This is a genomic window from Rhizobium sp. P2_G9 (assembly GCF_056403475.1).
Window position 1 is genome coordinate 32,093 of record NZ_JBFUFK010000021.1, and the last position, 26,624, is coordinate 58,716.

General features: G+C 60.4%; 30 protein-coding genes. 21 read left to right on the top strand and 9 right to left on the bottom strand.

Annotated features, from left to right (window positions below):
* The first annotated feature begins 83 nt into the window (after window positions 1-83).
* From AC1DYF_RS18490 to AC1DYF_RS18500, 3 genes are read left to right on the top strand one after another with little or no spacing between them, the layout of a single operon-like run.
* Window positions 84-338, top strand: a complete 255-nt coding sequence (locus AC1DYF_RS18490; RefSeq protein WP_477878213.1) for a GlsB/YeaQ/YmgE family stress response membrane protein — start codon at window positions 84-86, stop codon at window positions 336-338.
* Window positions 338-1,018: a M15 family metallopeptidase gene (locus tag AC1DYF_RS18495; protein ID WP_477878214.1), complete on the top strand. Its 681-nt coding sequence runs from the start codon at window positions 338-340 to the stop codon at window positions 1,016-1,018. Before AC1DYF_RS18490 ends, AC1DYF_RS18495 begins: the two co-directional genes overlap by 1 nt.
* 55 nt (window positions 1,019-1,073) lie before the next feature.
* The gene (locus tag AC1DYF_RS18500; protein ID WP_477878215.1) at window positions 1,074-1,499 is read left to right on the top strand and encodes a metallopeptidase family protein; all 426 of its coding nucleotides are present in this window, start codon (window positions 1,074-1,076) and stop codon (window positions 1,497-1,499) included.
* A 3-nt stretch (window positions 1,500-1,502) separates the two neighbouring features.
* Here the strand turns inward: AC1DYF_RS18500 and AC1DYF_RS18505 are convergent, their stop codons facing one another.
* The gene (locus AC1DYF_RS18505) at window positions 1,503-2,096 is read right to left on the bottom strand and encodes a CGNR zinc finger domain-containing protein (protein WP_477878216.1); all 594 of its coding nucleotides are present in this window, start codon (window positions 2,094-2,096) and stop codon (window positions 1,503-1,505) included.
* 122 nt (window positions 2,097-2,218) lie between these two features.
* On the opposite strand from AC1DYF_RS18505, the gene AC1DYF_RS18510 reads away from it, so the two are divergent.
* Window positions 2,219-3,025, top strand: a complete 807-nt coding sequence (locus AC1DYF_RS18510) for a DUF2066 domain-containing protein (protein WP_477878217.1) — start codon at window positions 2,219-2,221, stop codon at window positions 3,023-3,025.
* A 53-nt stretch (window positions 3,026-3,078) separates the two neighbouring features.
* Here AC1DYF_RS18510 and leuD read toward each other — a convergent pair whose 3' ends face one another.
* Window positions 3,079-3,684 carry a 3-isopropylmalate dehydratase small subunit gene (leuD, locus tag AC1DYF_RS18515; RefSeq protein ID WP_477878218.1) on the bottom strand — a complete coding sequence of 202 codons (606 nt, stop codon included), beginning with the start codon at window positions 3,682-3,684 and terminating at the stop codon, window positions 3,079-3,081.
* A 258-nt stretch (window positions 3,685-3,942) separates the two neighbouring features.
* Between leuD and AC1DYF_RS18520 the strand changes: the two genes are divergently transcribed.
* A complete protein-coding gene (locus tag AC1DYF_RS18520; protein WP_477878219.1) occupies window positions 3,943-4,821 on the top strand; it encodes a LysR family transcriptional regulator in 879 nt (292 codons plus the stop codon).
* Between the two features lie 2 nt (window positions 4,822-4,823).
* Here AC1DYF_RS18520 and AC1DYF_RS18525 read toward each other — a convergent pair whose 3' ends face one another.
* Window positions 4,824-5,216, bottom strand: coding sequence for a hypothetical protein (locus AC1DYF_RS18525; RefSeq protein WP_477878220.1), 393 nt, complete (start codon window positions 5,214-5,216; stop codon window positions 4,824-4,826).
* A gap of 23 nt (window positions 5,217-5,239) precedes the next feature.
* Window positions 5,240-5,509, bottom strand: a complete 270-nt coding sequence (locus AC1DYF_RS18530; RefSeq protein ID WP_477878221.1) for a type II toxin-antitoxin system Phd/YefM family antitoxin — start codon at window positions 5,507-5,509, stop codon at window positions 5,240-5,242.
* Window positions 5,510-5,791: 282 nt separating this feature from the next.
* On the opposite strand from AC1DYF_RS18530, the gene AC1DYF_RS18535 reads away from it, so the two are divergent.
* The 9 genes from AC1DYF_RS18535 to AC1DYF_RS18575 all read left to right on the top strand — a co-directional run bounded on the left by AC1DYF_RS18535 (window position 5,792) and on the right by AC1DYF_RS18575 (window position 15,262).
* Entirely contained in the window at window positions 5,792-6,268 is a 477-nt protein-coding gene (locus AC1DYF_RS18535; protein WP_477878222.1) for a formate dehydrogenase subunit gamma, read from the top strand.
* Window positions 6,265-7,821: a formate dehydrogenase beta subunit gene (locus tag AC1DYF_RS18540; protein WP_477878223.1), complete on the top strand. Its 1,557-nt coding sequence runs from the start codon at window positions 6,265-6,267 to the stop codon at window positions 7,819-7,821. The genes AC1DYF_RS18535 and AC1DYF_RS18540 overlap by 4 nt, the downstream gene beginning before the upstream one ends.
* A 4-nt stretch (window positions 7,822-7,825) precedes the next feature.
* Complete coding sequence (fdhF, locus tag AC1DYF_RS18545; protein WP_477878224.1) at window positions 7,826-10,705, top strand: formate dehydrogenase subunit alpha; 2,880 nt, start codon at window positions 7,826-7,828, stop codon at window positions 10,703-10,705.
* A gap of 7 nt (window positions 10,706-10,712) precedes the next feature.
* Window positions 10,713-11,534: a formate dehydrogenase accessory sulfurtransferase FdhD gene (gene fdhD / locus AC1DYF_RS18550; protein WP_477878225.1), complete on the top strand. Its 822-nt coding sequence runs from the start codon at window positions 10,713-10,715 to the stop codon at window positions 11,532-11,534.
* The gene (locus AC1DYF_RS18555; RefSeq protein ID WP_477878226.1) at window positions 11,524-11,769 is read left to right on the top strand and encodes a formate dehydrogenase subunit delta; all 246 of its coding nucleotides are present in this window, start codon (window positions 11,524-11,526) and stop codon (window positions 11,767-11,769) included. Before fdhD ends, AC1DYF_RS18555 begins: the two co-directional genes overlap by 11 nt.
* 49 nt (window positions 11,770-11,818) lie before the next feature.
* Window positions 11,819-12,076, top strand: coding sequence for a type II toxin-antitoxin system Phd/YefM family antitoxin (locus AC1DYF_RS18560; protein WP_477878227.1), 258 nt, complete (start codon window positions 11,819-11,821; stop codon window positions 12,074-12,076).
* Complete coding sequence (locus tag AC1DYF_RS18565; RefSeq protein ID WP_477878228.1) at window positions 12,073-12,513, top strand: type II toxin-antitoxin system VapC family toxin; 441 nt, start codon at window positions 12,073-12,075, stop codon at window positions 12,511-12,513. Before AC1DYF_RS18560 ends, AC1DYF_RS18565 begins: the two co-directional genes overlap by 4 nt.
* A gap of 225 nt (window positions 12,514-12,738) precedes the next feature.
* Window positions 12,739-14,148 carry a 3-isopropylmalate dehydratase large subunit gene (leuC, locus tag AC1DYF_RS18570; RefSeq protein ID WP_477878229.1) on the top strand — a complete coding sequence of 470 codons (1,410 nt, stop codon included), beginning with the start codon at window positions 12,739-12,741 and terminating at the stop codon, window positions 14,146-14,148.
* Window positions 14,149-14,455: 307 nt separating this feature from the next.
* A complete protein-coding gene (locus AC1DYF_RS18575; RefSeq protein WP_477878230.1) occupies window positions 14,456-15,262 on the top strand; it encodes a class I SAM-dependent methyltransferase in 807 nt (268 codons plus the stop codon).
* An 8-nt stretch (window positions 15,263-15,270) separates the two neighbouring features.
* On the opposite strand, the gene AC1DYF_RS18580 is transcribed toward AC1DYF_RS18575, so the two are convergent.
* Entirely contained in the window at window positions 15,271-16,101 is an 831-nt protein-coding gene (locus tag AC1DYF_RS18580; protein ID WP_477878231.1) for an aldo/keto reductase, read from the bottom strand.
* Between the two features lie 187 nt (window positions 16,102-16,288).
* On the opposite strand from AC1DYF_RS18580, the gene AC1DYF_RS18585 reads away from it, so the two are divergent.
* Window positions 16,289-16,825, top strand: a complete 537-nt coding sequence (locus AC1DYF_RS18585; RefSeq protein WP_477878232.1) for a SixA phosphatase family protein — start codon at window positions 16,289-16,291, stop codon at window positions 16,823-16,825.
* Here AC1DYF_RS18585 and AC1DYF_RS18590 read toward each other — a convergent pair.
* The 4 genes from AC1DYF_RS18590 to AC1DYF_RS18605 form a co-directional block, all read right to left on the bottom strand.
* Window positions 16,814-17,536, bottom strand: a complete 723-nt coding sequence (locus tag AC1DYF_RS18590) for an RNA polymerase sigma factor (protein ID WP_477878233.1) — start codon at window positions 17,534-17,536, stop codon at window positions 16,814-16,816. The two genes, AC1DYF_RS18585 and AC1DYF_RS18590, sit on opposite strands and share 12 nt — an antisense overlap.
* A gap of 35 nt (window positions 17,537-17,571) precedes the next feature.
* Window positions 17,572-17,895 (bottom strand): cupredoxin domain-containing protein, encoded by a 324-nt coding sequence (locus AC1DYF_RS18595; RefSeq protein WP_477878234.1) that lies wholly within the window; start codon window positions 17,893-17,895, stop codon window positions 17,572-17,574.
* 7 nt (window positions 17,896-17,902) lie between these two features.
* Window positions 17,903-18,421, bottom strand: coding sequence for a DUF4142 domain-containing protein (locus AC1DYF_RS18600; RefSeq protein WP_477878235.1), 519 nt, complete (start codon window positions 18,419-18,421; stop codon window positions 17,903-17,905).
* A gap of 125 nt (window positions 18,422-18,546) precedes the next feature.
* The gene (locus AC1DYF_RS18605; protein ID WP_477878236.1) at window positions 18,547-19,071 is read right to left on the bottom strand and encodes a L,D-transpeptidase family protein; all 525 of its coding nucleotides are present in this window, start codon (window positions 19,069-19,071) and stop codon (window positions 18,547-18,549) included.
* A 136-nt stretch (window positions 19,072-19,207) separates the two neighbouring features.
* Here AC1DYF_RS18605 and AC1DYF_RS18610 point away from each other — a divergent pair, with 136 nt between their 5' ends.
* The 6 genes from AC1DYF_RS18610 to pyc all read left to right on the top strand — a co-directional run bounded on the left by AC1DYF_RS18610 (window position 19,208) and on the right by pyc (window position 26,444).
* A complete protein-coding gene (locus AC1DYF_RS18610; protein ID WP_477878237.1) occupies window positions 19,208-19,891 on the top strand; it encodes a response regulator transcription factor in 684 nt (227 codons plus the stop codon).
* Between the two features lie 10 nt (window positions 19,892-19,901).
* Window positions 19,902-20,357: a cyclic nucleotide-binding domain-containing protein gene (locus tag AC1DYF_RS18615; protein WP_477878238.1), complete on the top strand. Its 456-nt coding sequence runs from the start codon at window positions 19,902-19,904 to the stop codon at window positions 20,355-20,357.
* Window positions 20,358-20,374: 17 nt separating this feature from the next.
* The gene (locus AC1DYF_RS18620) at window positions 20,375-20,590 is read left to right on the top strand and encodes a helix-turn-helix domain-containing protein (protein WP_477878239.1); all 216 of its coding nucleotides are present in this window, start codon (window positions 20,375-20,377) and stop codon (window positions 20,588-20,590) included.
* Window positions 20,591-20,815: 225 nt separating this feature from the next.
* On the top strand, window positions 20,816-21,700 hold the full coding sequence (purU, locus tag AC1DYF_RS18625) for a formyltetrahydrofolate deformylase (protein WP_477878240.1): 885 nt from the start codon (window positions 20,816-20,818) through the stop codon (window positions 21,698-21,700).
* Window positions 21,701-22,028: 328 nt separating this feature from the next.
* On the top strand, window positions 22,029-22,772 hold the full coding sequence (locus AC1DYF_RS18630) for a helix-turn-helix transcriptional regulator (protein WP_477878241.1): 744 nt from the start codon (window positions 22,029-22,031) through the stop codon (window positions 22,770-22,772).
* Window positions 22,773-22,985: 213 nt separating this feature from the next.
* Window positions 22,986-26,444, top strand: a complete 3,459-nt coding sequence (pyc, locus tag AC1DYF_RS18635; protein WP_477878242.1) for a pyruvate carboxylase — start codon at window positions 22,986-22,988, stop codon at window positions 26,442-26,444.
* The last annotated feature ends 180 nt before the right edge of the window (window positions 26,445-26,624 follow it).

Genomic DNA, 26,624 nt, shown 5'->3' on the forward strand with positions numbered 1-26,624 from the left:
TAGTCTTCCGCTTGGGAACGGACAATCCATTCCTGCATTAGGAGTCGCCGCATCAAGAGAGCGGCATGCAAAGGGAGCATATCATGGGCATTGAGGCCATTATCATCTTTCTCATCATTGGTGCGATCGCCGGCTGGCTGGCCGGTGTGATCGTGAGCGGCTACGGCTTTGGCCTGATCGGCAATATCGTCATCGGCATTGTCGGCGCCTTCATCGCCGGATTTCTTTTCCCGCGCATCGGCCTTTCACTGGGAGGCGGCATTCTCGGCTCCATTATTTCGGCCGCCATCGGCGCAATCATATTGCTCCTGCTGATAAGGCTTGTCAGAAGAGTGTAATGGCGTGTCTTCGGACGGCCACCGCATTCACATTTTCCGCCGTGCTCGTCTGGAATGCGAGCGCGGCGGAGCTGCATGAAGGCTTCGTCTATCTCTCCGGTATCGATCCGACGATCCGCCAGGACATCCGCTATGCCGGCCCCGACAACTTCACCCATGCGCCTGTGCCCGGCTATCAGGCCGCAGAATGCGTGCTGACCGAGAAAGCGGCGCGGGCACTCGCGGCGGTTCAGGCCGACCTCGCGCCAGAGGGTTATGGCCTCGTTGTCTATGATTGTTACCGCCCGGCAAAAGCGGTCAGCCATTTCGTTCAATGGGCGTCGCAGGCCGGCCCGGCCGATCCGGCGCACTATCCGCATGTCGCGCGTAACCGCCTGATCGCCGACGGCTATATCGGCCGCAAATCGGAGCATTCGGCCGGCAGTACGGTCGACCTGACGATGACCTATAAAGGCGTGCCGGTCGATATGGGCACCGGCTTCGATCTCTTCGATCCACTCGCCTTCACCAATGCCCGCGCTGTTTCCGCCGCTGCCGGGGCGAACCGCCGACGGCTCGTCGCAGCTATGAAAGTGCATGGTTTCAAGAACTATCGCCGCGAATGGTGGCACTTCACTTATGCCCGCCAGCCTTTCGCCGGCACGATGTTCGATTTCAACATCCTGCCGAAAACGCCTTGAAATTCACTCGCAAATCCCGCCCGGACACTTTATATAAGCCCCGACAGGAGAGACCATGGCGAGCATAGACCAGACAGACAAGTGGCGGGACGTCTTCTCGCCATCGCTGGAAGCGATTGAGCAGCTGGCGCGCGAGGCCTATGGACATCTGCCCGAGGATTTTCGGGCACTTTGCCAAGACCTGATCATCGAGATCTCTGACTTCCCTTCTGACGACGTGTTTGAGGACATGGCGCTCGAAACGCCTTTCGACCTGCTCGGCCTGTTCGAGGGGCGTGGCGTGACCGAACGGTTCTCTGTCGAGAACGGAGAGCTGCCCAACCGCGTCTCGCTCTATCGCCGGCCGATCCTCGACTACTGGGCCGAAAACGAAGAGACTTTGGGCGACATCATCACCCATGTGCTGATCCACGAGATCGGCCATCATTTCGGCCTGTCCGACGACGATATCGAGGCGATCGAAGCGACCGTCGCCGCCTGATCATCATCCCTTCGCGCTCACCTCTTCAGCCTGCATCCGGCTGCGGAAACCACGCACCTTTGCCCGGTTGCCGCAGGTATCCATCGAGCACCAGCGCCTCGGCTTGGAGCGGCTGTTGTCGAGGAAAAAGCCACCACAGGGATCACCCTCGCATCGACCGATCCTGCGCTCGGCCGGAATCAGCTGAAGGCTCGCGATCGACAGTGCAATCCGGGCCAAAGGCAACGACACCAAACGTGCCAGAGCGACGTGCATTGTTTCCAGCCCATTGATCAATAGGACCGGATCAGCAAGCGCCTTGGCAAGCCGGCGCTCCAAATCGTCTTCTCTCCCCCTGGTCTCCTGATGAACCATGCGACTGGACAGGCAATCTCGCCAGCTCGTCCTCAATGCAATCGCTTCGGCATGAACGGCCTCTGCCGCTTCTGGCACCGGCCCCGCAGCCGCAAGCAGTGCCGCGACCTCGGCCTGTGTCAGCAAACCCGCTGGCAAGGACCACTCGACCAGTGATCGGTAGTCTCCAATGAAATCCGCCTGCCGTCCCTCGCGCCAATGAAAAGTATTGGCGAAATCGAGCGCCGGATCGCCGGCCAGCATCCGCATCCGGCCGAGATGGGAAAAATAGGCACGGACTTCATCGATTGAATTGCTCGAAATCTTCATGTAACCTATTAACAGGTTACGAAACTGTTTGACAAGCAGTCATCCTGGAGGTGTCGATGGTTTTGCTGAGGTTTCTTATTGCGTTCGCCGCGCTTTCGCTGCCGGCAGAGCGGCTGGCGGCGGCTGAGCAGACCGAAGATCTCTACAGCTCCGTCGCCATCGTCACCGGCCAGGGTGTTGAGAACCGGCAACCGGGCTTCCGCGATTGCCTCGATCGTGTCCTTGTCCGTGTTTCCGGTGATCCCCGCCTGCCGGGCTTGCCGGCTGCGGCGAAGCTGCGCAGTCACGCCGGCGATTTCGTCAGGAGCTTTTCCTACCATGACCGTCTGGCCGGCCGCCCCATCCATGACGAGCAGGGCACCTATGACCGCCCGCATGACCTCACCTGCCGCTACGACCCGCAAGTGATCAACGGGGCGCTCGCCCAACTCGGCAGTCGCCCCTGGCTTGGCAAGCGTCCACGCTTCACCATTTTCCTCACCGTTGAGCGCAATGGACAGAAATTTAGGCTGTCTTCTGACAATCCGCGCGATGAAGCAATGCGGGAAGCCTTTGCGACTGCCGCAACGCCGCTTGCGCTAGCGCTGGCATTTCCAACTGCCGATATCGTTGACAAACTTGATGTGAACGGGGATGTCCCATCCCCCAAGCTCGCCGATGTGGCTCGGAAAGCCGGGGGCGATAGAGCTTTGGCGGGAACGCTCACCTGGAGCGACCAGGATCTCGGCTGGGTCGCGACATGGCGGCTGGCCGAAAATGGCAAGACCTATGCCTGGACCGTGCGCGGCGTCAATTTCGACGAAGCCTTCAGGGTTGCGCTCAATGGCGCTACGCAAATCCTCTCCGGCAACGGATCGCCGTGACGGTGAGCGCGGATCGAATGGCCCATGACCATCCGATCCGGAAGCAGTTGTGATCAGGCCCAGGGACGAGTGCCGGCCGCAGTCTTCTCGAAAGCGTCGATCGCCGCGGACTTTTCCAGCGTCAGGCCGATATCGTCGAGGCCGTTCAGCAGGCAATACTTGCGGAAGGCATCGAGATCGAACTTGATGACGCCGCCGTCGGGACCGCGGATTTCCTGTGCTTCGAGATCGATGGTCAGCGTCGCATTGGCGCCGCGGCTCGCGTCGTCGAGCAGCTTATCCAGTTCGTCCGGTGTCACGACGATCGGCAGGATGCCGTTCTTGAAGCAGTTGTTGTAGAAGATGTCGGCAAAGCTGGTTGAGATCACGCAGCGGATGCCGAAATCAAGCAGTGCCCAGGGCGCATGCTCGCGCGAGGAACCACAGCCGAAATTGTCGCCGGCGACAAGAACCTGCGCATGCCGGTAGGCCGGCTTGTTGAGCACGAAATCGGGATTTTCGCTGCCGTCTTCCTTGTAGCGCGCCTCGGCGAACAGACCCGTGCCGAGACCGGTCCGCTTAATGGTCTTGAGGTAATCCTTCGGAATGATCATGTCCGTGTCGATATTGACGACGGGATACGGAGCGGCGATGCCGGTCAGCGTGGTGAACTTGTCCATGGATCAACCTTTCGGATTTTTCGTGCGGGCTGCGGTTTACTCCAAGACAGCCGAGAAATGAAGGGGAATCTTCTGCCGGATTATCGCGGACAGCACCCATGCTGGCGTGATGGCACGATTTTCTTCGCACGCCGCATCGCGTCGTCGTGAGCACGGCGTCAGGCATTCGTTTTGCCTATGACGACATGACGCCGTTGGAGTGCAATTCCGCCAGTTTGATGCCAAGATCAGGCGCATGAAGAGGCCAGGCACACACTGATGATCGACAAACTGCAATTCTTCCTGACCCTGGCGCGCGAAAAACACTTCGGTCGCGCGGCGGAAGAGTGCGGCATCACCCAGCCGACGCTTTCCGCCGCGATCCGCCAGCTCGAAGGCGAGCTCGGGGTGATGCTGGTCAATCGCGGCTCGCGCTACCAGGGCCTGACGCCAGAAGGGCAGCGGGTGCTGGAATGGGCTCGCCGCATCGTCGGCGACGCGCGCACGATGAAGGAGGAGATGCGCGCCGCGCGCTCGGGCCTGTCGGGGCATGTACGCATCGCCGCCATCCCGACCGCGTTGTCGCTGATCCCGAAGATCACCGCGCCTTTCCAGGAGAAGCATCCGAACGTCACCTTCTCCATCCAGTCCACCACTTCACTGCAGGTGATGAGCCAGCTCGAAAACCTCGAGACCGATATCGGCATCACCTATCTCGACAACGAACCGCTCGGCCGCGTCGTCAGCGTGCCGCTGATCGAAGAACGCTATTACCTGGTCACCGCCAAGCGTGCCGTACCAACTGAGCGCAGTTCGATCACCTGGGCGGAAGCTAGCCGTATGCCGCTCTGTCTGCTGACCGCCGACATGCAGAACCGACGCATCATCAACCGGCATATCAGCGAAGCCGGTGCCAAAATCGAGCCACGGCTCGAATCCAATTCGATGATCGTGCTCTTCACCCATGTGCTGACCGGCCGCTGGGCCTCGATCATGCCGCTTGATGCGGCGCGCTCCTTCGGTTTCGCTGAGGAGGTGGCTGTCATCCCCCTCGTTGAGCCGGAAGCCAGCCATTCGGTTGGCGTTGTGGCGCTGGAACGCGATCCGAACACGCCACTGGTGTCGGCGTTGTTGAATGCGGCACGCAATGTGGCCTGAGTTCAGGTGCGATCCACTTGCGTGGGGCGGGCCTGAGAGCGAAAGCACTCGATCAGATGCTGGAAGAACCGCTGTGGCAGGAAGCCATATACCGGGCTCTCCGAGTTGCTTGCTTCCCGCAGGTCATATCCCGGCCAGAGAAATTGATTGTATTCGTTGATAAGGATCCAAGACCGTTCGTCATCGAGTTTCAAATAACGTTTGATTTCCGCMGGTATTTCAACGGCAAGATCATTCCTGGAAGGCGGCGAGTGCGTGACGGGGACTATCTGCACCCGCGTTCCTCTGTCGCCGCTTTCGGTCGTAAGGATGATGGCGCAAGGTCGATCCTTGGCACCCTCTTCCCGTCCAACACGGGCCTCTCGAGCCCAAAGATAGGAATAGCTGATCACCATACCCGCCTTCGGTGCCGGGATCCTCATTTTTCAGGCTTCCAATCTTTAATCAGATCGTCAAGGTAAGCATATTCCTCTGGGACGCGCTGTTGGGCGAGCAAGGCGAGATCCTCGTCGGACATTTCCTCGGCCAGGAAAGCCCTGCGATAACTTGCCCTCAACCTTCCATATTCCTCGCTCGAAATCAGCACGAGCCGATCGCGGCCATTTCGGGTGATGGTAACCGGCTCCTGCAGTGCCTTGTCAGCCAGCGTGCCGTAGTTCTTGATGAATTCTGCCGATGAGACTTTCATGGTCGAAATCCTCGAAAGTTTCGAATAATTCGAATTATACCGGTTGCAGGCGACAGCGACAACAGCATATCTGCGTTCAGCGTTTGATAGAAATTTCCTATCGCTCCACAAAACGCCCCTTATTGACCTTCTTTCGGCCAAACGTCATCATCCGGCGCAGATGCGAAATCGACAGGGTTCCGATTTTGCCATAAATTTCCTGGAAAAATCCGGTATGATGCGGATGGCCGGCAATTTGCCTGTTACGCGGAGGTCATGCCGGAGACAAGGGTGGAGACCCGGATGAATGTCCATGTGAAAGACGATGTCGCCGAGCGGACGCTGGCCATCGTTTCCGAATTGAAAAACCTCGAAGGCCCGCTTCTGCCGATCCTGCACGCGATCCAGCATGAATATGGTCATGTGCCGCAAGCTGCACTGCCACTGATCGCTCGCGAGCTCAACCTGTCGCGCGCCGAGGTCCATGGTGTCGTCACCTTTTACCACGAATTCCGCGAACATCCGGCCGGTCAGCATGTCGTGCGCCTCTGTCGTGCCGAGGCCTGCCAGTCCAGAGGAGGCCGCGAGATTGCCGACCATGCCCGCAAGTTGCTCGACCTCGACTGGAACGAGACGACGCCGGACGGCCGCGTGACACTGGAGCCAGTCTATTGCCTCGGCCTTTGTTCCGTCGCTCCCTCGGCTGAAATCGACGGGCAGTTGCATGGCCGCCTTGACGCCGAGGAACTGACCGCTCTCATCAAGGAGGTGCGCCAGTGACCGTCAGGATTTTTGTCCCGCGCGATTCCGCCGCCCTTTCCGTCGGCGCCGACAAGGTGGCCGCGGCCTTCGAACAGGAAATCGCCGCCCGCAAGCTCGATGCCAAAGTCATCCGCAATGGCTCGCGCGGCCTGCATTGGCTGGAAACGCTGGTCGAGGTGGAAACACCGCAAAGCCGTGTCGCCTATGGCCCGGTCAAGGCGAAGGATATCGCCGGCCTGCTCGATGCCGGCTTTATCGACGGCAAAAGCCATCCGCTCTGTCATGGTGCGACTGAGGAAATCAGCTGGCTCAAGAACCAGACGCGCCTGACCTTCGCCCGCTGCGGCATCACCGATCCACTATCGATCGAGGATTACAGAGCGTATGGTGGGCTCAAAGGTCTTGAAACCGCGCTGGCCATGGTGCCTGTCGATGTGGTCAAGCAGGTCACCGATTCCGGCTTGCGCGGCCGCGGCGGCGCGGGCTTCCCGACCGGCATTAAGTGGAAGACGGTTCACGATGCCGCTGGCCCGCAGAAATATATCGTATGCAATGCCGATGAGGGCGACTCGGCAACCTTTGCCGACCGGATGATCATGGAAGGTGATCCCTTCGTGCTGATCGAGGGCATGGCCATCRCCGGCATCGCGGTTGGCGCGACTAAGGGCTATGTCTACCTGCGCTCGGAATATCCGAACGCCATTCTGATCATGAACGAGGCGGTCGAGGTCGCGCGCCGAGCCGGCGTGCTCGGCACCTCCGTGCTGGGGTCGGGCAAGGCCTTCGACATGGAAATCCGCTCCGGCGCCGGCGCCTATGTCTGCGGCGAGGAAACCTCGCTGCTCAATTCGCTCGAAGGCAAGCGCGGCATCGTCCGCGCCAAGCCGCCGCTGCCGGCACTGGAAGGCTTCCTCGGCCGGCCGACTGTGGTCAACAATGTCATTTCGCTCGCCTCCGTGCCCGTGATTATGGAAAAGGGTGCCGAGTTCTACAAGAATTTCGGCATGGGCCGCTCACGCGGCACGATCCCCATCCAGATCGCCGGCAATGTCAGATATTCCGGCCTCTATGAAGTGGCCTTTGGTCTGACGCTCGGCGAGATCGTCAACGATATCGGCGGCGGCACTGCCAGTGGCCGGCCGGTCAAGGCCGTTCAAGTCGGTGGGCCGCTTGGTGCCTATTTCCCGACCTCGCTGTTCGATACGCCGTTCGACTATGAGGCCTTCGCGGCCAAAGACGGCCTGATCGGCCATGCCGGCATCACCGTGTTCGACGACACCGCCGACATGCTGGCCCAGGCGCGGTTTGCCTTCGAATTCTGCGCCGTCGAATCCTGCGGCAAGTGCACGCCCTGCCGCATCGGCTCGATCCGCGGCGTCGAGACCATCGACAAGATCTCGCAAGGCGTCGAGCCGGAGAAGAATCTGGCGCTGGTCAAGGACCTGTCGAACACGATGAAATTCGGCTCGCTCTGTGCGCTGGGTGGTTTCACGCCCTATCCGGTCATGAGCGCCGTCACCCACTTCCCGGATGATTTCCGTCCGGCAGCCACCCTTCAGGCAGCGGAGTAAACCCATGTCTCTCATTCATGAAATCGACTACGGCACGCCCGCTTCGAAATCCGAGAAAATGGTGACACTCACCATCGACGGCAATGAGATCACCGTGCCGGAGGGTACGTCGATCATGCGTGCGTCAATGGAAGCCGGCATCGAAGTGCCGAAACTCTGCGCCACCGATATGATGGATGCCTTCGGCTCCTGCCGCCTCTGTCTGGTGGAGATCGAGGGCCGCAACGGCACGCCCGCCTCGTGCACCACGCCGGTCGCTGCAGGGCTCAAGGTCCATACCCAGACAAGTCGCCTCAAGGATATCCGCAAGGGCGTGATGGAGCTCTATATCTCCGACCACCCGCTCGACTGCCTGACCTGCGCTGCCAATGGCGATTGCGAATTGCAGGACATGGCCGGCGCCGTCGGCCTGCGCGACGTGCGCTATGGCTATGAGGGCGACAATCACGTCAAGGCGCGCAGCAATGGCGAAGCCAATCTCAAATGGGCACCGAAGGACGAGTCCAACCCGTACTTCACCTATGATCCGTCGAAGTGCATCGTCTGCTCGCGTTGCGTCCGCGCCTGCGAAGAAGTGCAGGGCACGTTCGCGCTGACGATCGAAGGCCGCGGCTTTGATTCGCGCGTCTCGGCCGGCATGCATGAAGAGTTCCTGGCTTCCGAATGCGTCTCCTGCGGCGCCTGCGTACAGGCCTGCCCGACTGCGACACTGACGGAAAAATCGGTGATCGAAATCGGCCAGCCGGAACATTCCGCGGTCACCACCTGCGCCTATTGCGGCGTCGGCTGCTCGTTCAAGGCAGAAATGCGCGGCGAGGAACTGGTGCGCATGGTGCCATGGAAGGATGGCAAGGCCAACCGCGGCCATTCCTGCGTCAAGGGCCGCTTCGCCTGGGGCTATGCCACCCACAAGGATCGCATCCTCAACCCGATGATCCGCGAAAAGATCTCAGATCCGTGGCGGGAAGTGTCGTGGGAAGAGGCGCTGACTTACACGGCCAACGAATTCCGCCGCATCCAGTATCAATATGGCCGCGACTCTGTCGGCGGCATCACCTCGTCACGCTGCACCAATGAGGAAACCTATCTGGTGCAGAAGCTGATCCGCGCCGGCTTCCGCAACAACAATGTCGACACCTGCGCCCGCGTCTGCCATTCGCCGACGGGCTACGGCCTCGGCCAGACCTTTGGCACCTCCGCCGGTACGCAGGATTTCGATTCGGTCGAGGACACGGATGTCGTCATCATCATCGGCGCCAACCCCACCGAGGGCCACCCGGTCTTCGCCTCGCGTCTCAAGAAGCGGCTGCGCCAAGGCGCCAAGCTGATCGTCGTCGACCCGCGCAAGACCGAGATCGTCTCGACGGCGCATGTGAAGGCCGACTATCACCTGCCGCTGAAGCCGGGCACAAATGTCGCCGTCGTCACCGCACTTGCCCATGTCATTGTCACCGAAGGCCTCTATGACGAAGCGTTCATCCGCGAGCGTTGCGACTGGAGCGAATTCCAGGACTGGGCGGAATTCGTCTCCGAAGAGCGTCACAGCCCGGAAGCGATCCAGCAGTACACCAGCGTCGATCCCGAACTGATCCGCGGTGCCGCCCGCCTCTTCGCCCGTGGCGGCAATGGTTCGATCTATTACGGTCTCGGCGTCACCGAGCACAGCCAGGGTTCGACCACCGTCATCGCCATCGCCAACCTTGCCATGGCGACCGGCAATATCGGCCGCCGCGGTGTCGGCGTGAACCCGCTGCGCGGCCAGAACAATGTCCAGGGCTCCTGCGACATGGGCTCCTTCCCGCACGAACTGCCGGGCTACCGCCACATTTCCGACGACGCCACCCGCGCCATCTTCGAAAAGCTCTGGGGCGTCGAGCTCAACAACGAGCCGGGCCTGCGCATCCCCAACATGCTGGATGCCGCCGTCGACGGCTCGTTCAAGGCGCTCTACGTCCAGGGCGAAGACATCCTGCAGTCCGACCCGGACACCAAGCATGTTTCGGCCGGTCTCGCAGCCATGGAATGCGTCGTCGTCCAGGACCTGTTCCTCAACGAGACCGCGAACTACGCCCATGTCTTCCTGCCCGGCTCGACCTTCCTCGAAAAGGACGGTACGTTCACCAATGCCGAGCGCCGCATCAACCGCGTCCGCAAGGTCATGACCCCGAAGAACGGCTATGCCGACTGGGAAGTGACGCAGGAACTGGCGCGCGCCTTCGGCCTCGATTGGAACTACGCCCATCCGTCAGAGATCATGGACGAGATCGCCGCCACCACGCCGAGCTTCGCCAAGGTAAGCTACGACTACCTTGAAAAGATGGGTTCGGTGCAATGGCCCTGCAACGAAGCGCATCCCGAAGGCTCGCCGATCATGCATATCGACGGCTTCGTGCGCGGCAAAGGCAAGTTCATCCGCACCGAATATGTCGCCACCGACGAGAAGACCGGCCCGCGTTTCCCGCTGCTGCTCACCACCGGCCGCGTGCTCAGCCAATATAATGTCGGCGCCCAGACACGCCGCACCGGCAATGTCGCCTGGCATCCGGAAGACCGGCTGGAAATCCATCCGCACGACGCTGAGCAGCGCGGCATCCGCGACGGCAGCTGGGTGCGGCTGCAATCCCGTGCCGGCGAAACCTCGCTGCGTGCACTGCTCACTGACAGGGTCGCAACCGGCGTGGTCTACACGACCTTCCACCATCCGGACACGCAAGCCAATGTCATTACCACGGATTTCTCCGACTGGGCGACCAATTGCCCGGAATACAAGGTGACGGCGGTGCAGATTTCACCGTCGAACGGGCCGTCCGAATGGCAGGAAGATTATAACGAGCTGGCGAAGCGCTCGCGCCGGATCATGGGCAAGCTGGAAGCGGCGGAGTGAGGTCGCTATGACCTCAATCTCCCGCCGCGTCCCGGAAATCTCATTCCGCAATCGCGTTCTCTCCTCCACACATCGCGTGGTCGCGGAGGAAGCCGCGATTGCGCTTTCCTATGGCGGCTCGACCGAAGCCGTGATGATGGCGACTCCGGCCGATCTCGAGGATTTCGCCATCGGCTTCTCCCTCTCCGAAGGTATCGTCGAAAACCTTGATGAAGTCACCGGCATCGAAGTATTGGAAGCCTTTGATGGCGTCGACCTGCAGATCAGCCTCACAGACAATGTCGATCGGGCGCTACGCGTCCGCCGCCGCGCCAAGGCCGGTCCCGTTGGCTGTGGCCTCTGCGGCGTCGAATCGATCGAAGAAGCGCTGAAGCCGGCCGCCGACGTTTCAGGGATCAGCTTGCATCTCACTGCCGGCGATATATCGCAGGCGATGCAGTCGCTATCGGCCAGCCAGCCGCTGAATGCCGAGACCCGCGCCGTGCATGCCGCCGGCTTCTATATCCCTGGCCAAGGCCTGATCGCCGTCCGCGAGGATGTTGGCCGCCACAATGCACTCGACAAACTGATCGGCCATCTGGCCCGCAACGGCGTTGTCGGTTCCGAGGGCGCGATGATCATGACGTCGCGGCTCTCGGTCGAACTGATCCAGAAGACCGCCAAGCTCGGCAGTGCCGTGTTGATCGGCATTTCGGCGCCGACGGCACTGGCGATAGACATGGCCAATCGCGCCGGCATGACCCTCATTGCGCTGGCGCGCGGCGAGGATTTTGAAATTTTTACCGGTTTCGACCGGATCGACACAGGAGACGCAGCCGATGCAGCATGACGGCAGCAAGATCATACGCATGGCGAACCAGATCGCCACTTTCTTCATCTCGCAACCTGAGGCCGACCGAGTGAAGGGCGTTGCCGGCCACATCAATAAGTTCTGGGAACCGCGCATGCGCCGCGAATTCTTCGAGATCGTGGATCATGGCGGCGAGGGCCTGATGCCGCTGGTGATCGAGGCGTCGAAACAGATCAAGCGCCCCGCGCCGCCGCAGCCTTTGCCGAGCAATTGAGCGCCTGTCGGCGACATGCTATCTTTCCGACAACGGAAAGGTCATCGCCATGAGCATCGTCAAGATCAACGACATCAAGGATCAGGTCGAGGAACTGGTCACCCGAGTCCAGGCGGGTGAAACAATCCTGATTGAGAGGGATGGGCAGACGGTGGCGCGGATTGTGCCGATGATGGCGGAGCCCTCCCAGTCGAGGCCGACAAAGATCGACGTGACGGCCCTAAGGGAATTCACGCAATCGCAGCCGCTGCAAAAAGAATCGGCAGGTGAATTCATCAGGCGCATGCGAGACGAGGACCGGTATTGAAACTATACTTCGACACATCGGTCTTTGTTTCCCTTGTCACGAACGAAGTCGCCACACCGCAAATCACAACCTGGTTTTCCCAACAGGATCCGCAAAACCTCGTCGCCAGTGACTGGAACATCACGGAATTTCATTCAGCAATTGCATTTAAGCTGCGCACGGGTCAGATTTCCGCTGATCTTCGAAGAGGGGCTGAAGCGCTTTTCAAGCGTTATGTCGAGGAAAATTTCGCGATCATCGCCGTCGAGCGGTCAGACTTTTTGAGAGCCGCTCAGTTAGCGGGAAGGGAAGAGCTGAAACTCCGCGCCGGGGACGCCCTGCATCTCGCAAAGATCGAGGCGCGCGGTTTTATGCTTTGTACCCTGGATCTTGCCATGCTGGGCGCTGCGACCGTCGTCGGCATCCCCTGCTTAAATCCGCTTTCGCAGCTTCAATGACTGCCATTGCCGCCCCATCAAAAAAATGCTAATCCCCGCCGCATGACTGAGGAAACGGCAAAAAACCACATCTTCGTGCTGCAGGACCGCAAGCGCCTGCCGGCCCGGTTTTTTGCCGAGCTTTCCGGCCTGGCGACTGCGCAGCTTCGCTGACCGTTCGTTTGCGGCGGCCCGCCGTTTCCTGTCGTTTTTTAGAAATCCCTTCGCAATATCCGGGTGAAGACCATGAGCGCACCGCGTACTCTCTATGACAAGATCTGGGACGACCATCTGGTCGACCAGCAGGCCGATGGCACCTGTCTCCTCTATATCGACCGTCACCTCGTCCACGAAGTGACCAGCCCGCAGGCCTTCGAAGGCCTGCGCGTCACCCACCGCAAGGTCCGCGCGCCGGAAAAGACGCTGGCCGTCGTCGACCACAACGTGCCGACCTCGCCCGACCGCTATCAGGGCATCAAGAACGAGGAAAGCCGCATCCAGGTCGAGGCGTTGGCCAAGAATGCCGCCGATTTCGGCGTCGAATATTATTCCGAGCACGACAAGCGCCAGGGCATCGTCCACATCGTCGGCCCTGAACAGGGGTTTACCTTGCCGGGCATGACCATCGTCTGCGGCGATAGTCACACGTCCACGCACGGCGCCTTTGGCGCACTGGCGCATGGCATCGGCACGTCGGAAGTTGAGCATGTGCTCGCTACCCAGACCCTGATCCAGAAAAAAGCCAAGAACATGCTGGTGCGCGTCGACGGCAAATTGCCGCCGCATGTCACCGCCAAGGATATCATCCTGGCAATCATCGGCGAGATCGGCACTGCCGGCGGCACCGGCCATGTCATCGAATTCGCCGGTGAAGCGATCCGCTCGCTCTCCATGGAAGGCCGCATGACGGTCTGCAACATGACGATCGAGGGCGGCGCCCGCGCCGGCCTGATCGCCCCGGACGACACCACCTTCGACTATATCAAGGACAAGCCGCGCGCCCCGAAGGGCGAGGCCTGGGACCGCGCCCTCGAATATTGGCAGACGCTGAAGTCCGACGAAGGCGCCCATTACGACCGCGTCGTCGTGCTCGACGCTGCCAGCCTGCCGCCGATCGTCTCCTGGGGCTCATCGCCGGAAGACGTCATCTCCGTGCAGGGCGCCGTGCCGAACCCGGACGACATCAAGGACGACAACAAGCGGACGTCGAAATGGCGCGCGCTCGATTATATGGGCCTGAAGCCGGGCACGCCGATCACCGAGATCAATATCGACCGCGTCTTCATCGGCTCCTGCACCAATGGCCGTATCGAGGATCTGCGCGAAGTCGCCAAGGTCGTCGAAGGCAAGCAGGTCGCCTCGACCGTCTCGGCCATGATCGTGCCGGGCTCCGGCCTCGTCAAGGAACAAGCGGAAGCCGAAGGCCTCGATAAGATTTTCAAGGCCGCCGGCTTCGACTGGCGCGAGCCGGGCTGCTCCATGTGCCTTGCCATGAATGACGACCGCCTGAAGCCGGGCGAACGCTGCGCCTCGACCTCGAACCGCAATTTCGAAGGACGCCAGGGCTTCAAGGGCCGCACCCATCTGGTCTCGCCGGCCATGGCGGCGGCGGCGGCGATCGCGGGTCATTTCGTCGATATCCGCAGCTGGCAATAAGCCTGCTGACAAGTTGGAACCGGGATGGCCGCTCGCGAGAGCGGCCATTTTTGTTGGACGCGCCTACCCATTCGGGAAACACAACGTCAAGACAATTGGGCAACGCGCTGGCCTCCGTTTGCTGGGCATCGTAACGCCAGACGGTTTCGAGGCGTTCTTCCCTGTCGTCGCCAAGCGCAACAGCAAACTGCCTAAAGATCTTGCAGAATTCACCGGTCCGCCGCTGCGCTGAGCGAAAAGCAGAGCCAAGCTTCTGTCCCCCGTGCTATAGGATCGGTGCAATCCGCGCCGATCCTGGGAGGGACCCATGGCAGACAATACTTTCGCCGGCAACACGCCGGCGAATTATGAGCGATATATGGTGCCGATGATCTTCGTGCCCTATGCCGAGGATGTGGCGCAACGCGTAGCGCAGCTGAACCCGAAGGACGTGCTGGAGATCGCTGCAGGAACTGGGGTCGTTACCCGCGCCATGGCCGCCGTCCTCGGACCCAATGCCCGGATCACCGCCACCGATCTTAGCCAGCCCATGCTGGACACAGCGATCGCACGCGAGGGCGTGGATGACCGCGTCAGCTGGAAGCAGGCCGATGGGCTGGCTCTGCCCTTCGGCGACAGCCTGTTCGACGTGGTGGTCTGCCAGTTCGGTGTTATGTTCTTCCCCGACAAGGTCAAGGGTTTCGGCCAGGCCCGCCGTGTGCTTCGACCGGACGGGCGCTATGTCTTCGCCGTTTGGGACAGAATTGAAACCAATGAATTTGTCTCGGTCCTCGGCGCAAAGCTGGCCGAGCTTTTCCCGGACAATCCGCCGCGTTTCATGGAGCGGACCCCGCATGGCTATTGCGATTTCGAAAAGATCAGCGCGGACGTAACGGCGGCCGGCTTCTCCTCTGTCGAGTTCGAAACCGTCGATCATCTCAGCCGCGCCGCGTCGGCTTCGGATGCGGCCATAGGCTACTGCATAGGCAGCCCGCTCAGCGGCGAGATCGAAGCTCGAGCACCGGGGCGGTTGCGGGAAATCACCGAGAAAGCAGCCGAAGCGCTGGAAAAGCACTTCGGCTCCGGTGCGATCGAAGGCAAGATCCGGGCACATTTCGTGACCGCGATCCCGTAGAGACGAAGTTAGAACGTCGCCGTCGCTGGATTCGGGCCAATGCGGTTGGCATCGGCATCGAGCGCGTCCAGGGCCTTCAGATCGGCGTCGTCGAGCGCAAAATCGAACACCTGGAAATTCTCCGCGATCCGGCTCGGCGTCACCGATTTCGGGATCACCACAAGGCCGTTCTGCATATGCCAGCGGATGATCACCTGTGCCGGCGTGCGGCCGGTCCGCTTGGCGATCTCATCGATCGCCGGATGGGTCAGCAGATGGCCCTGGCCGAGAGGGCTCCAGGATTCGGTGCGGATATCGTGTTTTTCATGCGCGGCCCGCAGCGCCTTCTGCTGGAAATCCGGATGCAGTTCCACCTGGTTGATGACGGGCACGACGCCGGTTTCGCCGATGATCCGCTCCAGATGTTCGGCATTGAAGTTCGATACGCCGATCGAGCGCGCCCTGCCCTCTTCCTTGATGCGCAGAAAGGCCTTCCAGCTTTCGAGATAGAGGTTGCGGTGCGGCGATGGCCAATGGATGAGATAGAGATCGATATAGTCGGTGCCGAGTTCCTTCAGGCTGCGGTCGAAAGCCCTGAGCGTCGAATCGAAACCCTGGTCCTCGTTCCAGAGCTTGGTGGTGATGTAGATGTCGCGGCGGTCGACGCCGGAATTTTTGATGCCGCGACCGACACCGTCTTCGTTGCGATAGGCGGCAGCGGTATCGATATGCCGATAACCGGCTGCAAGCGCCGCCTCGACGGCGACCACCGCCACATCATTGGGTGTCTGCCAGACGCCAAGTCCGACCTGCGGGATGGAATGACCGTCGTGAAAGCGGATTTGCGGTTGATCTGCCACGGGAAACTCTCCAGGTGTTGACGAAAGCGCACAAGCTGCGCCAGAAAGGAAGCGGACGAAAACTATCGGCGAGTGGGTGCCGACCGGCAACGCCCGTTTCGCATATAGGGCAGGCCGGAGCGGTTTTTACCTTCGGGTCGACAAATTCCGCCAATTCGGCACATATTCTTCTGGGAGCTCGGATTCCTTGATTGCAGACAGGCTCAAACGGCGCAAGCGCCTCATCCTCTTCCGGCATGCCAAGTCGGAATGGCCTGATGGCGTGGCCGATCATGAGCGGCCACTGTCCGATCGCGGCAGGAAGGCGGCGCCCGTCATGGGTGTCTACCTCCAGAAGCAGAAGCTGGTGCCGGACCTCGCTCTGGTATCGACCGCCCGCCGCGCCCAGGAGACCTGGACCCGGACATCGAAGGCGCTGCAGGCAACAGTCCCTGTCCTGAGCACCCGCAATATCTATGAAGCTGAGCCGGATAAGATTCTTGACGCCATCAAAAGCACCGCCCCCGAGGTCCGGACACTGATCGTCGTCGGCCACAATCCCGGCCTGGAGGAACTGGCGAAAAAGCTGATGAAGGATCTGGGCGGCGAAGCCGGCACACGGATGCGGGAGAAATTCCCCACCGCAGCGATTGCGGTGCTATCTTTCGAGGTCGACAGCTGGCAGGACGTCACGCCGCAGACCGGTTCGCTCGATCGCTTCGTGACGCCGAAATCACTCGGCTAAAATACCTCTATCGTGCAACTGTGCGATGACACGATCCGCCATGGCGACACATCGCGCGCCGTCGAAAGGAAACAACGACGAGAAAGTGCCTGAAAGCTGCTTCTGGATCGCGAGCCGCATCATTTTGCGGGCACGGTGCAACCGCGTCTTGGCGGTTTCCGGCTTGATGCCCAAATGCGAGGCGGCCTCTTCCGTGCTCATGCCCTCGACGTCGCGCAGCACGAAGATCGAACGAAAATCGTCCGGCAGTTCATCGACGGCGTTTTCGAGCATCCGCCGCGTCTCGCTGCGCGACAGCTCGGTTTCCGGATCGGCGACCGACAGCGACGAGGGAAATTGCAACACTTCGCCATGTCCCGGCTTCGCCTGCATATCGATTTCCTCAAGTCCTGTCGTCGGGCGGCGGCGTCGCACGCGCGCCAGCGCCTCGTTGAGCGCGATCCGGGTGAGCCAGGTGGAGAGCTGCGCCTCACCGCGGAAGGCAGCGAGATGGGTGAAGGCATGCACATAGGTCGCCTGGACCACATCCTCCGCCTCCGTATCATTGCGGACAATGGCGCGCGCCGAGCGGAAGAGCCGCTGATTGTGCCGGCGAATGATCGTGCGCACCGCCAGTTCATCGCCCGTTCTGGCGTGAACGACGAGATCGATATCAGGCAATGCCGCCATGTCCGGCATGAGCCTCGATGCAGAGACGGGGCTAGCAACCATGATCACTCCACACATTTATGCGCCGTCGCGGCGGCTTAGGGCTGAACATCCAGCGTACCCTTCATCATCGGATGAAAACGGCAGTAAAAGTCCACCTTTCCAGCCTGCTTGACCGTCATGCTGTGTTGCGATTTCGGCGGCAGGTCGACATCGAAACTCTTGTCGCGCGCGGTCGCGGTATGACGGAATATATCATCATTGTGCCAGACGATCACGTCGCCGACATGCAATGCCGGCACCGGGCCGAATTTCATCTTGGCGATCGTGATGTCGTAACTGGCGGCCAGCGCACCGACCGGGTCGCCAACCACGAGCCCCGCAAGTACCAGCGCCGGAAGGATGCGGAAGAGGGCGCGCATGGCAAACCTACTTGACCATGGATGCCAGATGTTCGGCATGCTGCTGGTGCTCCCTGAACAGCGTCAGACCGGTCTGCAGCAACGATTTCAAATCGGTATTCTGAGCCGAAGGGATCAGAAGCGTTTCCAGCGCACCGTTGACCTGCTTGTGATAGGCGACTTCATTGTCGACATAGGCCTTGTCGAAGGCGGCGCCGTGAAGCTTGGCGAGCTTTGACAGTTCAGCCTTGGCAGCGGCCGACAGAGACTTGCTGGTATCGTTGTCTTCCGGCTTGACCTTCAGCTTCTTCAGCAGCGCGAGCGCCTGTTCGTTCACCGCCTTGTGGTCACGCTCCATGGTCTTGGCAAAATCCCGCACTTCGGCATTCTTGCTCTTCTTGAGCGCCTGCCTGGCGGCGGCAATGTCAATTTCGCCGGCCGTATAGGCGATATGGGCGATCTGCGGGTCGGTCGGCTTATCGGCGGCGATTGCTGCGGTCGCCAGCGAAGCCACCATGGCGGTCGCGGTGAGAAATTTTTTCAACATGACGGATCTCCTATCCTCCAGAGGGGGCTCCTGGCGCGCTTTGCACCGGAACTGGCCATTGGATGCAGATCCGCTCAAAAGGTTCCCGAATTTTTGTCTGTTTATTTGGCGCGAAATAGTGCGCCCTACAGGACCCTCACGATCGTCTTCGGACCCACAAGCGGCAGAAGCCGCAACATGTCTCGCTTGCGGATCGCCACGCAGCCCTCCGTCGACTGATAGCCGGCCTTGGCGAGATGAAAGAAGATGGCCGAACCGCAACCCTGCCGCCGGCTGGATATGTTCCAGTCCATGACGAGGCAGATGTCGTAGAGATGATCCTTGCGCATCATCTTCTCATGGCTCCGGGCAAAAGGTGCCTCGACCGGGCGATTGTAGTTGGCGTTGCCGCTCTCGTCACACCACAGCATGTTCTCACGGATCGGCCGCATCGCCAGCCCGGCCATCAAGGCAGCGACGCCTCGGTCGCGGCGATAATAGCCTGACATCAGCCGCATCGCCGCGATCGGTGTGGCGCCATCGCCTTCCCGTTTGAGGCTTGCTCGGCCGCTACGGCCGAGCGCCGCCCGGAATGTCAACGGGCCGGCCTGAACGATCGCCTGGCGGGGATTTCCAGGTGCTGCGCGAACGAGAATTTCGGTGAGTGCCATGTTTTCACAGCCTTTTGCCTTGCATGTGATCGTTTTTCCTGATGAGCCGGGGCCGAACCTGCCCACGCCCTTGCTCTTATTGGCGATTCTGGCATACCAATCACCATCACACCATGTGAACGGGAAGAATAACATCATGACAGCCCGGACAATCCTCCTGGTCGACGACGATCAGGACCTGCGCGAAACCCTTGTCGAACAGCTCGGACTTTACGAAGAATTTTCGGTGATCGAGGAGGCGAACGCGACGAAGGGCATACAGGCGGCGCGCGGCGGCCAGATCGACCTCCTGATCATGGATGTCGGCCTGCCGGATATGGACGGCCGCGAAGCGGTAAAACTTTTGCGCAAGGGCGGCTTCAAGAGCCCGGTGATCATGCTGACCGGCCATGACACCGATGCCGACACCATCCTTGGCCTCGAAGCCGGCGCCAATGACTATGTCACCAAGCCGTTCCGCTTTGCCGTGCTGCTGGCCCGCATCCGCGCGCAGCTCCGTCAATATGAGCAGAGCGAGGACGCTACCTTCAATGTCGGCCCCTATCTGTTCAAGCCGGCGCAAAAACTCCTGACCGATGCCGAAGGCAAGAAGATCCGGTTGACCGAGAAGGAAGCGGCCATCATCCGCTATCTCTTCCGCGCCGGCCAGAAGGCGGTGACCCGCGACGAACTCCTGGAAGAAGTCTGGGGCTACAATTCCGGTGTCACCACGCATACGCTCGAAACCCATGTCTACCGCCTTCGCCAGAAGATCGAGAAGGACCCATCCAGCGCCGAAATCCTTGTGACCGAAAATGGCGGCTACAAGATCATACCCTGAAAGCGACTAGATGGCCCTAAAGGACGATATTACGCTCTTCATGCAGCTTTCGATCTTCGAGGGCCTTTCGGAAGAGCATTTGCGTCTGCTTGCTTTCGGGGCCGAACGCCGCCGGCTGGAGAAGGGCCATGTGCTCTTCCGCCAGGGCGCCGCAGCCGATTCCGCCTTCGTCGTGACGATGGGGCGGTTGCGACTGACCATGCATTCGCCCTCAGGCGGCGAGCGGACGATGGGCGAGGCTGGTCCTGGTTCGATCCTCACCGAGATCGCCATGATTGCCGACGCGGAGCGGCATTTCACCGCAACCGCCGTCGACGAGAGCGAGGTCATCCGCATCAGCCGCCTGCTTTTCCGACGCATGCTGGAAGAATACCCGGAGGTGGCCATTGCCATCGACCGGCGGCTGAGGGAAAACTTCAGCACGCTGGCCGCCGCAATCCAGGCCTATGGGGACAAACCGGGTTGAGATGAGAGAGTGATGTCATGACGACCGATCTGAAGCCGATCCACACAGAGGCGGGGTATCAGGCATCACTTGCAGAGCTCGGCCTTCTATGGGGAGCACCGATCAGTACGCCAGACGGCGACCGGCTCGATGCTCTTGCGACCCTTATCGAAACCTATGAATCGCTGCATTATCCGATGGACCCACCCGACCCGGTCGAAGCAGTCCGCTTTCGGATCGAACAAATGAGTTGACCTGTCCGCCGTTGCTCCGGGCCAAGATAAAAGCCGCTGCGCACAAAGTCATGTCGCAATCAGAAAATAACGACACGCGGATTTTCCTATGATGTCGCTCGATCCGGGCTCTCCAAGACATTGATCGCCCCTCATGAGCCTCGTTGACATCCACTTGTCAGATGTCGCGGCGCGGTCTAATGCCGGGCGGAGATCCCATTGCAACGCAACAGAAACAGGCGCCCTATGAAAAGCTATGTCCTGACCGTCTCCTGCACATCCACGCGCGGCATCGTCGCCGCCATCTCCGGGGTCCTGGCGGAGAAGGGTTGTTACATTATCGACAGCTCGCAGTTCGACGACCTTGAAACCGGCCTGTTCTTCATGCGCGTCACCTTCACCAGCCAGGAAGGGGCCAGCCTTGAAGAGATCACCAAGGCTTTCGAACCGGTCAAGAAGCGCTTCGACATGGATTGCCAATTCCATGATGGCGACCATCGGATGAAAGTGCTGCTGATGGTGTCGCGCTTCGGCCACTGCCTCAACGATCTGCTCTACCGTTGGAAGATCGGCGCGCTGCCGATCGACATCGTCGGCGTCGTTTCCAACCATTTCGACTACCAGAAGCAGGTGGTCAATGCCGACATTCCATTCCACCACATCAATGTGACCAAGGCCAACAAGCCTGAGGCCGAGGCGCGCCTGATGGACGTCGTCGTCAGCTCCGGCGCCGAACTGATCGTGCTGGCCCGCTACATGCAGGTCCTGTCGGACGAAGTCTGCAAGAAAATGTCGGGCAAGATCATCAACATCCACCACTCCTTCCTGCCGTCGTTCAAGGGCGCCAATCCCTACAAGCAGGCCTATGAGCGCGGCGTGAAGCTGATCGGTGCCACGGCGCACTATGTTACCGCCGACCTCGACGAAGGCCCGATCATCGAACAGGACGTCGCCCGCATCACCCATGCCCAGTCCGCCGGCGACTATGTCTCGATCGGCCGTGATGTCGAGAGCCAGGTGCTCGCCCGTGCCGTCCACGCGCACATCCACAATCGCGTCTTCATGAACGGCAACAAGACGATCGTCTTCCCGGCGAGCCCCGGCTCCTACGCCTCCGAGCGCATGGGCTGACATTCAAAACGGGCCGCTTCGCCGCAAGCGAGCGGCCCGATCTCTGCAGCAATTCCTATCGCAGCGCAGAATAAATATATACATCCAAAGCTTACATCTTGAATCGTGAATTAAATTTCTCGCAGCAAAACACGATATTTACGGAAAGCCAGGTCCAAGTCGTAGCGACAACTTGGAATTCCGTTAAAATTGTAATAAGTCCTGAGCATGCTCTGATGTTGCTTTAAATCTGCAATCCGGAGTTCATTTTGTCAGATGAAAAGTTGTTATTGACGCGCCATTTGCGAGGGGCCAGTATGGCGCCATATTCGCGTCGTGGGGACAACATTTGCGTTTCAAAGATATTATGCATTTTCTCGTCGCCGTTGGCGAAGCACCTTCCACAGAGGTGCTGACGAGCGAACTCGAGCGCCTGCTCAACGAGTTCGGGTTCAAATATTATTGTGTCTTTCATCAGCCCAAGCCGATCGAGAACGCAGCCGAACTGATCGTCGCCGCCAACTGGCCGCCGGAATGGGTCGCGCGTTACGTGGAGAAGAAATATATCGTCATGGACCCGACGATCCGTTTTCTCCTGCGCGCCAATCGCAGTTTCTCCTGGGCGCAGGCCGTCGAAGCCTACCGCAACAACCCGCATTATCGCCGGATGAAGGCGATGATGGCCGATGGCAAGGCGCATGGGCTGACATCGGGCTATATCTTCCCCGTCTTCAGCCGCAACGGCCTGATCGGCGCCACGACCGTGGGCGGCCCGACCGAAGTCGAATTGGCCCCCGTCGAAATCGCGCTGCTCGAAACCGCCTTCCGCAGTTCCTATCTCCGCTATCTGGAATTCATGGGCGAAAAGCATGCCGACAGCGTTGCCGCAGGCATGGAAATCACCATGACCCATCGTGAGATCCAGGCGCTCAACAATCTCGCCGAAGGCCGCACCTCGCCGGAAATCGCCTCGATCCTCGATGTTTCGTCCAATACGGTCGACTGGTACGTGACCAGCCTGCAAACCAAGCTCAAGGCGCGCAACCGTAATCATGCGGTGGCGCTGGCTCTCCGTCAGGGCCTGATCTCCTGACGGAAGGCGGATTCACAATTCTGACAAAATTCGAAATTGCGCTTCTTGCTGCAACGCGCTAGGATTTGCTCGCGCATGCGAAAAGTCCTGCCGTTCTGCACAATTTCTGCCGGAATCAGGCAACCGGCAGGCGGGTTTTGACCCGGATTGGCGCGCGATGAAGGGCCATTATGCGTACGTTTTCAGACCAGCCCCAGCGTCAGGAGCCCGGCCTTGCCGATCAAGAAGATCCTCGTAGCCAACCGTTCAGAAATCGCCATTCGCATTTTTCGCGCCGCCAACGAACTGGGCCTGAAAACGGTCGCGATCTGGGCCGAGGAAGATAAACTCGCGCTCCATCGCTTCAAGGCCGACGAATCCTACCAGGTCGGGCGCGGCCCGCATCTGGCGCGTGATCTCGGCCCGATCGAAAGCTATCTGGCCATCGACGAGGTCATCCGCGTCGCCAAGCTTTCGGGCGCCGACGCCATTCATCCCGGCTACGGGCTTCTCTCAGAGAGCCCCGAATTCGCTCAGGCTTGCGCCGACAACGGCATCACCTTCATCGGCCCCAAGCCGGCGACCATGGTCCAGCTCGGCAACAAGGTCGCGGCCCGCAATCTGGCGATCTCGATCGGCGTCCCGGTCGTGCCCGCCACCGAGCCGCTGCCGGATGACATGGACGTCGTCGCCAAAATGGCCGAAGAGATCGGTTATCCGGTCATGCTCAAGGCCTCCTGGGGCGGCGGCGGCCGCGGCATGCGCGCCATCCGCGATCCCAAGGATCTCGCTCGCGAAGTGATGGAAGCCAAGCGCGAAGCCAAGGCTGCCTTCGGCAAGGACGAAGTCTATCTCGAAAAGCTGGTCGAACGCGCCCGCCATGTGGAAAGCCAGGTCCTCGGCGACACGCATGGCAATGTCGTGCATCTCTTCGAACGCGACTGTTCGGTTCAGCGGCGCAATCAGAAAGTCGTTGAGCGTGCGCCGGCGCCCTATCTAACTGAGGAACAGCGCGCCGAGCTCGCCTCCTACTCGCTGAAGATCGCCGAGGCTACCAACTATATCGGCGCCGGCACCGTCGAATATCTGATGGATATGCAGAGCGGCAAATTCTACTTCATCGAGGTCAATCCGCGCATCCAGGTCGAGCACACCGTCACCGAAATGGTGACCGGCATCGACATCGTCAAAGCCCAGATCCATATTCTCGACGGTTTCGCCATCGGCACGCCGGAATCGGGCGTACCGAAGCAGGCCGATATCCGGCTCAACGGCCATGCGCTGCAATGTCGCATCACCACCGAGGACCCTGAGCAGAACTTCATCCCCGATTACGGCCGCATCACCGCCTATCGTGGCGCCACCGGCTTCGGCATCCGCCTCGATGGCGGCACGGCCTATTCCGGCGCGGTGATCACCCGCTTCTACGATCCGCTGCTCGAAAAGGTCACCGCCTGGGCGCCGAATCCAATCGAAGCGATCCACCGCATGCACCGCGCGCTGCGCGAATTCCGCATCCGCGGCGTCGCCACCAATCTCACCTTCCTGGAAGCGATCATTACCCATCCCGCCTTCCAGTCCAACACCTATACGACGCGCTTCATCGACACCACGCCGGAACTCTTCCAGCAGGTCAAGCGCGCCGACCGCGCCACCAAGCTGCTCACCTATCTCGCCGACGTGACGATCAACGGCCATCCGGAAGCCAGGGGCCGCGCCCGGCCGCCGAAGGATGCCGCTCTGCCGGAAGTGCCGTTCTGCGATCTGGCGGTCAAGCCAGGCACCAAGCAATTGCTCGACGACCTCGGTCCGAAGAAATTCGCCGACTGGATGGTGGCACAGAAGCGCGTGCTGGTGACAGATACGACGATGCGCGACGGCCATCAGTCGCTGCTCGCCACCCGCGTCCGTACCTTCGATATTGCCGCCATCGCCAATACCTATGCCAGGGCGCTGCCAAACCTTCTGTCGCTGGAGTGCTGGGGCGGTGCGACTTTCGACGTCTCCATGCGGTTCCTCACCGAGGACCCCTGGGAACGGCTGGCGCTGATCCGTGAAAACGCGCCGAGCTTCCTGCTGCAGATGCTGCTGCGCGGCGCCAACGGCGTCGGCTACAAGAACTATCCCGACAATGTGGTGAAGTACTTCGTTCGCCAGGCGGCCAAGGGCGGCATCGACCTGTTCCGCGTCTTCGACTGCCTGAACTGGGTCGAAAACATGCGCGTGTCGATGGATGCCGTCGCCGAGGAGAACAAGCTCTGCGAGGCGGCGATCTGCTATACGGGCGACATCCTCAATTCCGCCCGGCCGAAATACGATCTGAAATATTATGTGGACCTGGCCAAGCAGCTCGAGAAAGCCGGCGCCCACATTATCGCCGTCAAGGACATGGCCGGCCTGCTCAAGCCGCAGGCGGCACGCGTGCTGTTCCGCGAATTGAAGCAGGCAACCTCGCTGCCGATCCATTTCCACACCCATGACACGTCGGGCATTGCCGCAGCCACCGTGCTTGCGGCCGTCGAAGCCGGCGTCGATGCCGTCGACGCGGCCATGGACGCGCTTTCCGGCAACACCTCGCAGCCCTGCCTCGGCTCGATCGTCGAGGCACTCAAGGGCACTGAACGCGATCCGGGTCTGGATACGGAGTGGATCCGCCGCATCTCCTTCTATTGGGAGAATGTCCGCACCCAGTACGCCGCCTTCGAAAGCGACCTCAAGGGTCCGGCATCGGAAGTCTACCTGCATGAAATGCCGGGCGGCCAATTCACCAATCTCAAGGAACAGGCCCGCTCGCTCGGCCTCGAAACCCGCTGGCATAAGGTCGCCCAGGCCTATGCCGATGCCAACCAGATGTTCGGCGACATCGTCAAGGTGACGCCGTCCTCCAAGGTGGTTGGTGACATGGCGCTGATGATGGTGAGCCAGGACCTGACCGTCGACGACGTCGTCAATCCGGGCAAGGAAATCTCCTTCCCGGAATCGGTGGTATCGATGCTGAAGGGCGATCTCGGCCAGCCGCCCTCGGGCTGGCCCGAAGCGTTGCAGAAGAAGGCGCTGAAGGGCGACAAGCCCTACACCGTCCGCCCCGGCTCGCTTCTGCCGGATGCCGATCTCGACAAGGAGCGGCTGGATATCGAGACCAAGCTTGAACGCAAGGTCAGCGATTTCGAATTCGCCTCCTACCTCATGTATCCGAAGGTGTTCACCGATTTCGCCATTGCCGCCGAGCAATACGGCCCGGTTTCGGTTCTGCCGACGCATGCCTATTTCTACGGCCTGCCGCAGGGCGAAGAACTGTTTGCCGATATCGAACGCGGCAAGACGCTGGTCATCCTCAACCAGGCGCAGGGCGAGCTCGACCAGAAGGGCATGGTCACCGTGTTCTTCGAACTCAACGGCCAGCCGCGCCGCATCAAGGTACCAGACCGGGCGCACGGCGCCTCCAATGGCGCGATCCGCCGCAAGGTTGAGCCCGGCAATGCCGCCCAGATCGGCGCACCGATGCCGGGCGTCGTCTCGACCGTGGCGGTCGCCCCCGGCCAGACGATCAAGGCGGGCGACGTGCTTCTGTCGATTGAGGCGATGAAGATGGAGACGGCCTTGCATGCCGAAAAGGACGGCACGATCGCCGAAGTCCTGGTCCGCGCCGGCGACCAGATCGACGCCAAGGACCTGCTGATCGTCTTCGGTTGAAATCCTGATCAGAGCAGGGGCAGCGTTTGACTTCGCTGTCCTTGCTTTTCTGCACCCGGTTTTAGTTTCGGTTAAGCATGTGCATGGGAAGTACAGCCTTTTATTACAATTGGATTCAAAATTAAGCTTTTTGACAGGAGCCAATTGTTAAGCAGCATTCCGGGACAGCACTCTCGGGAT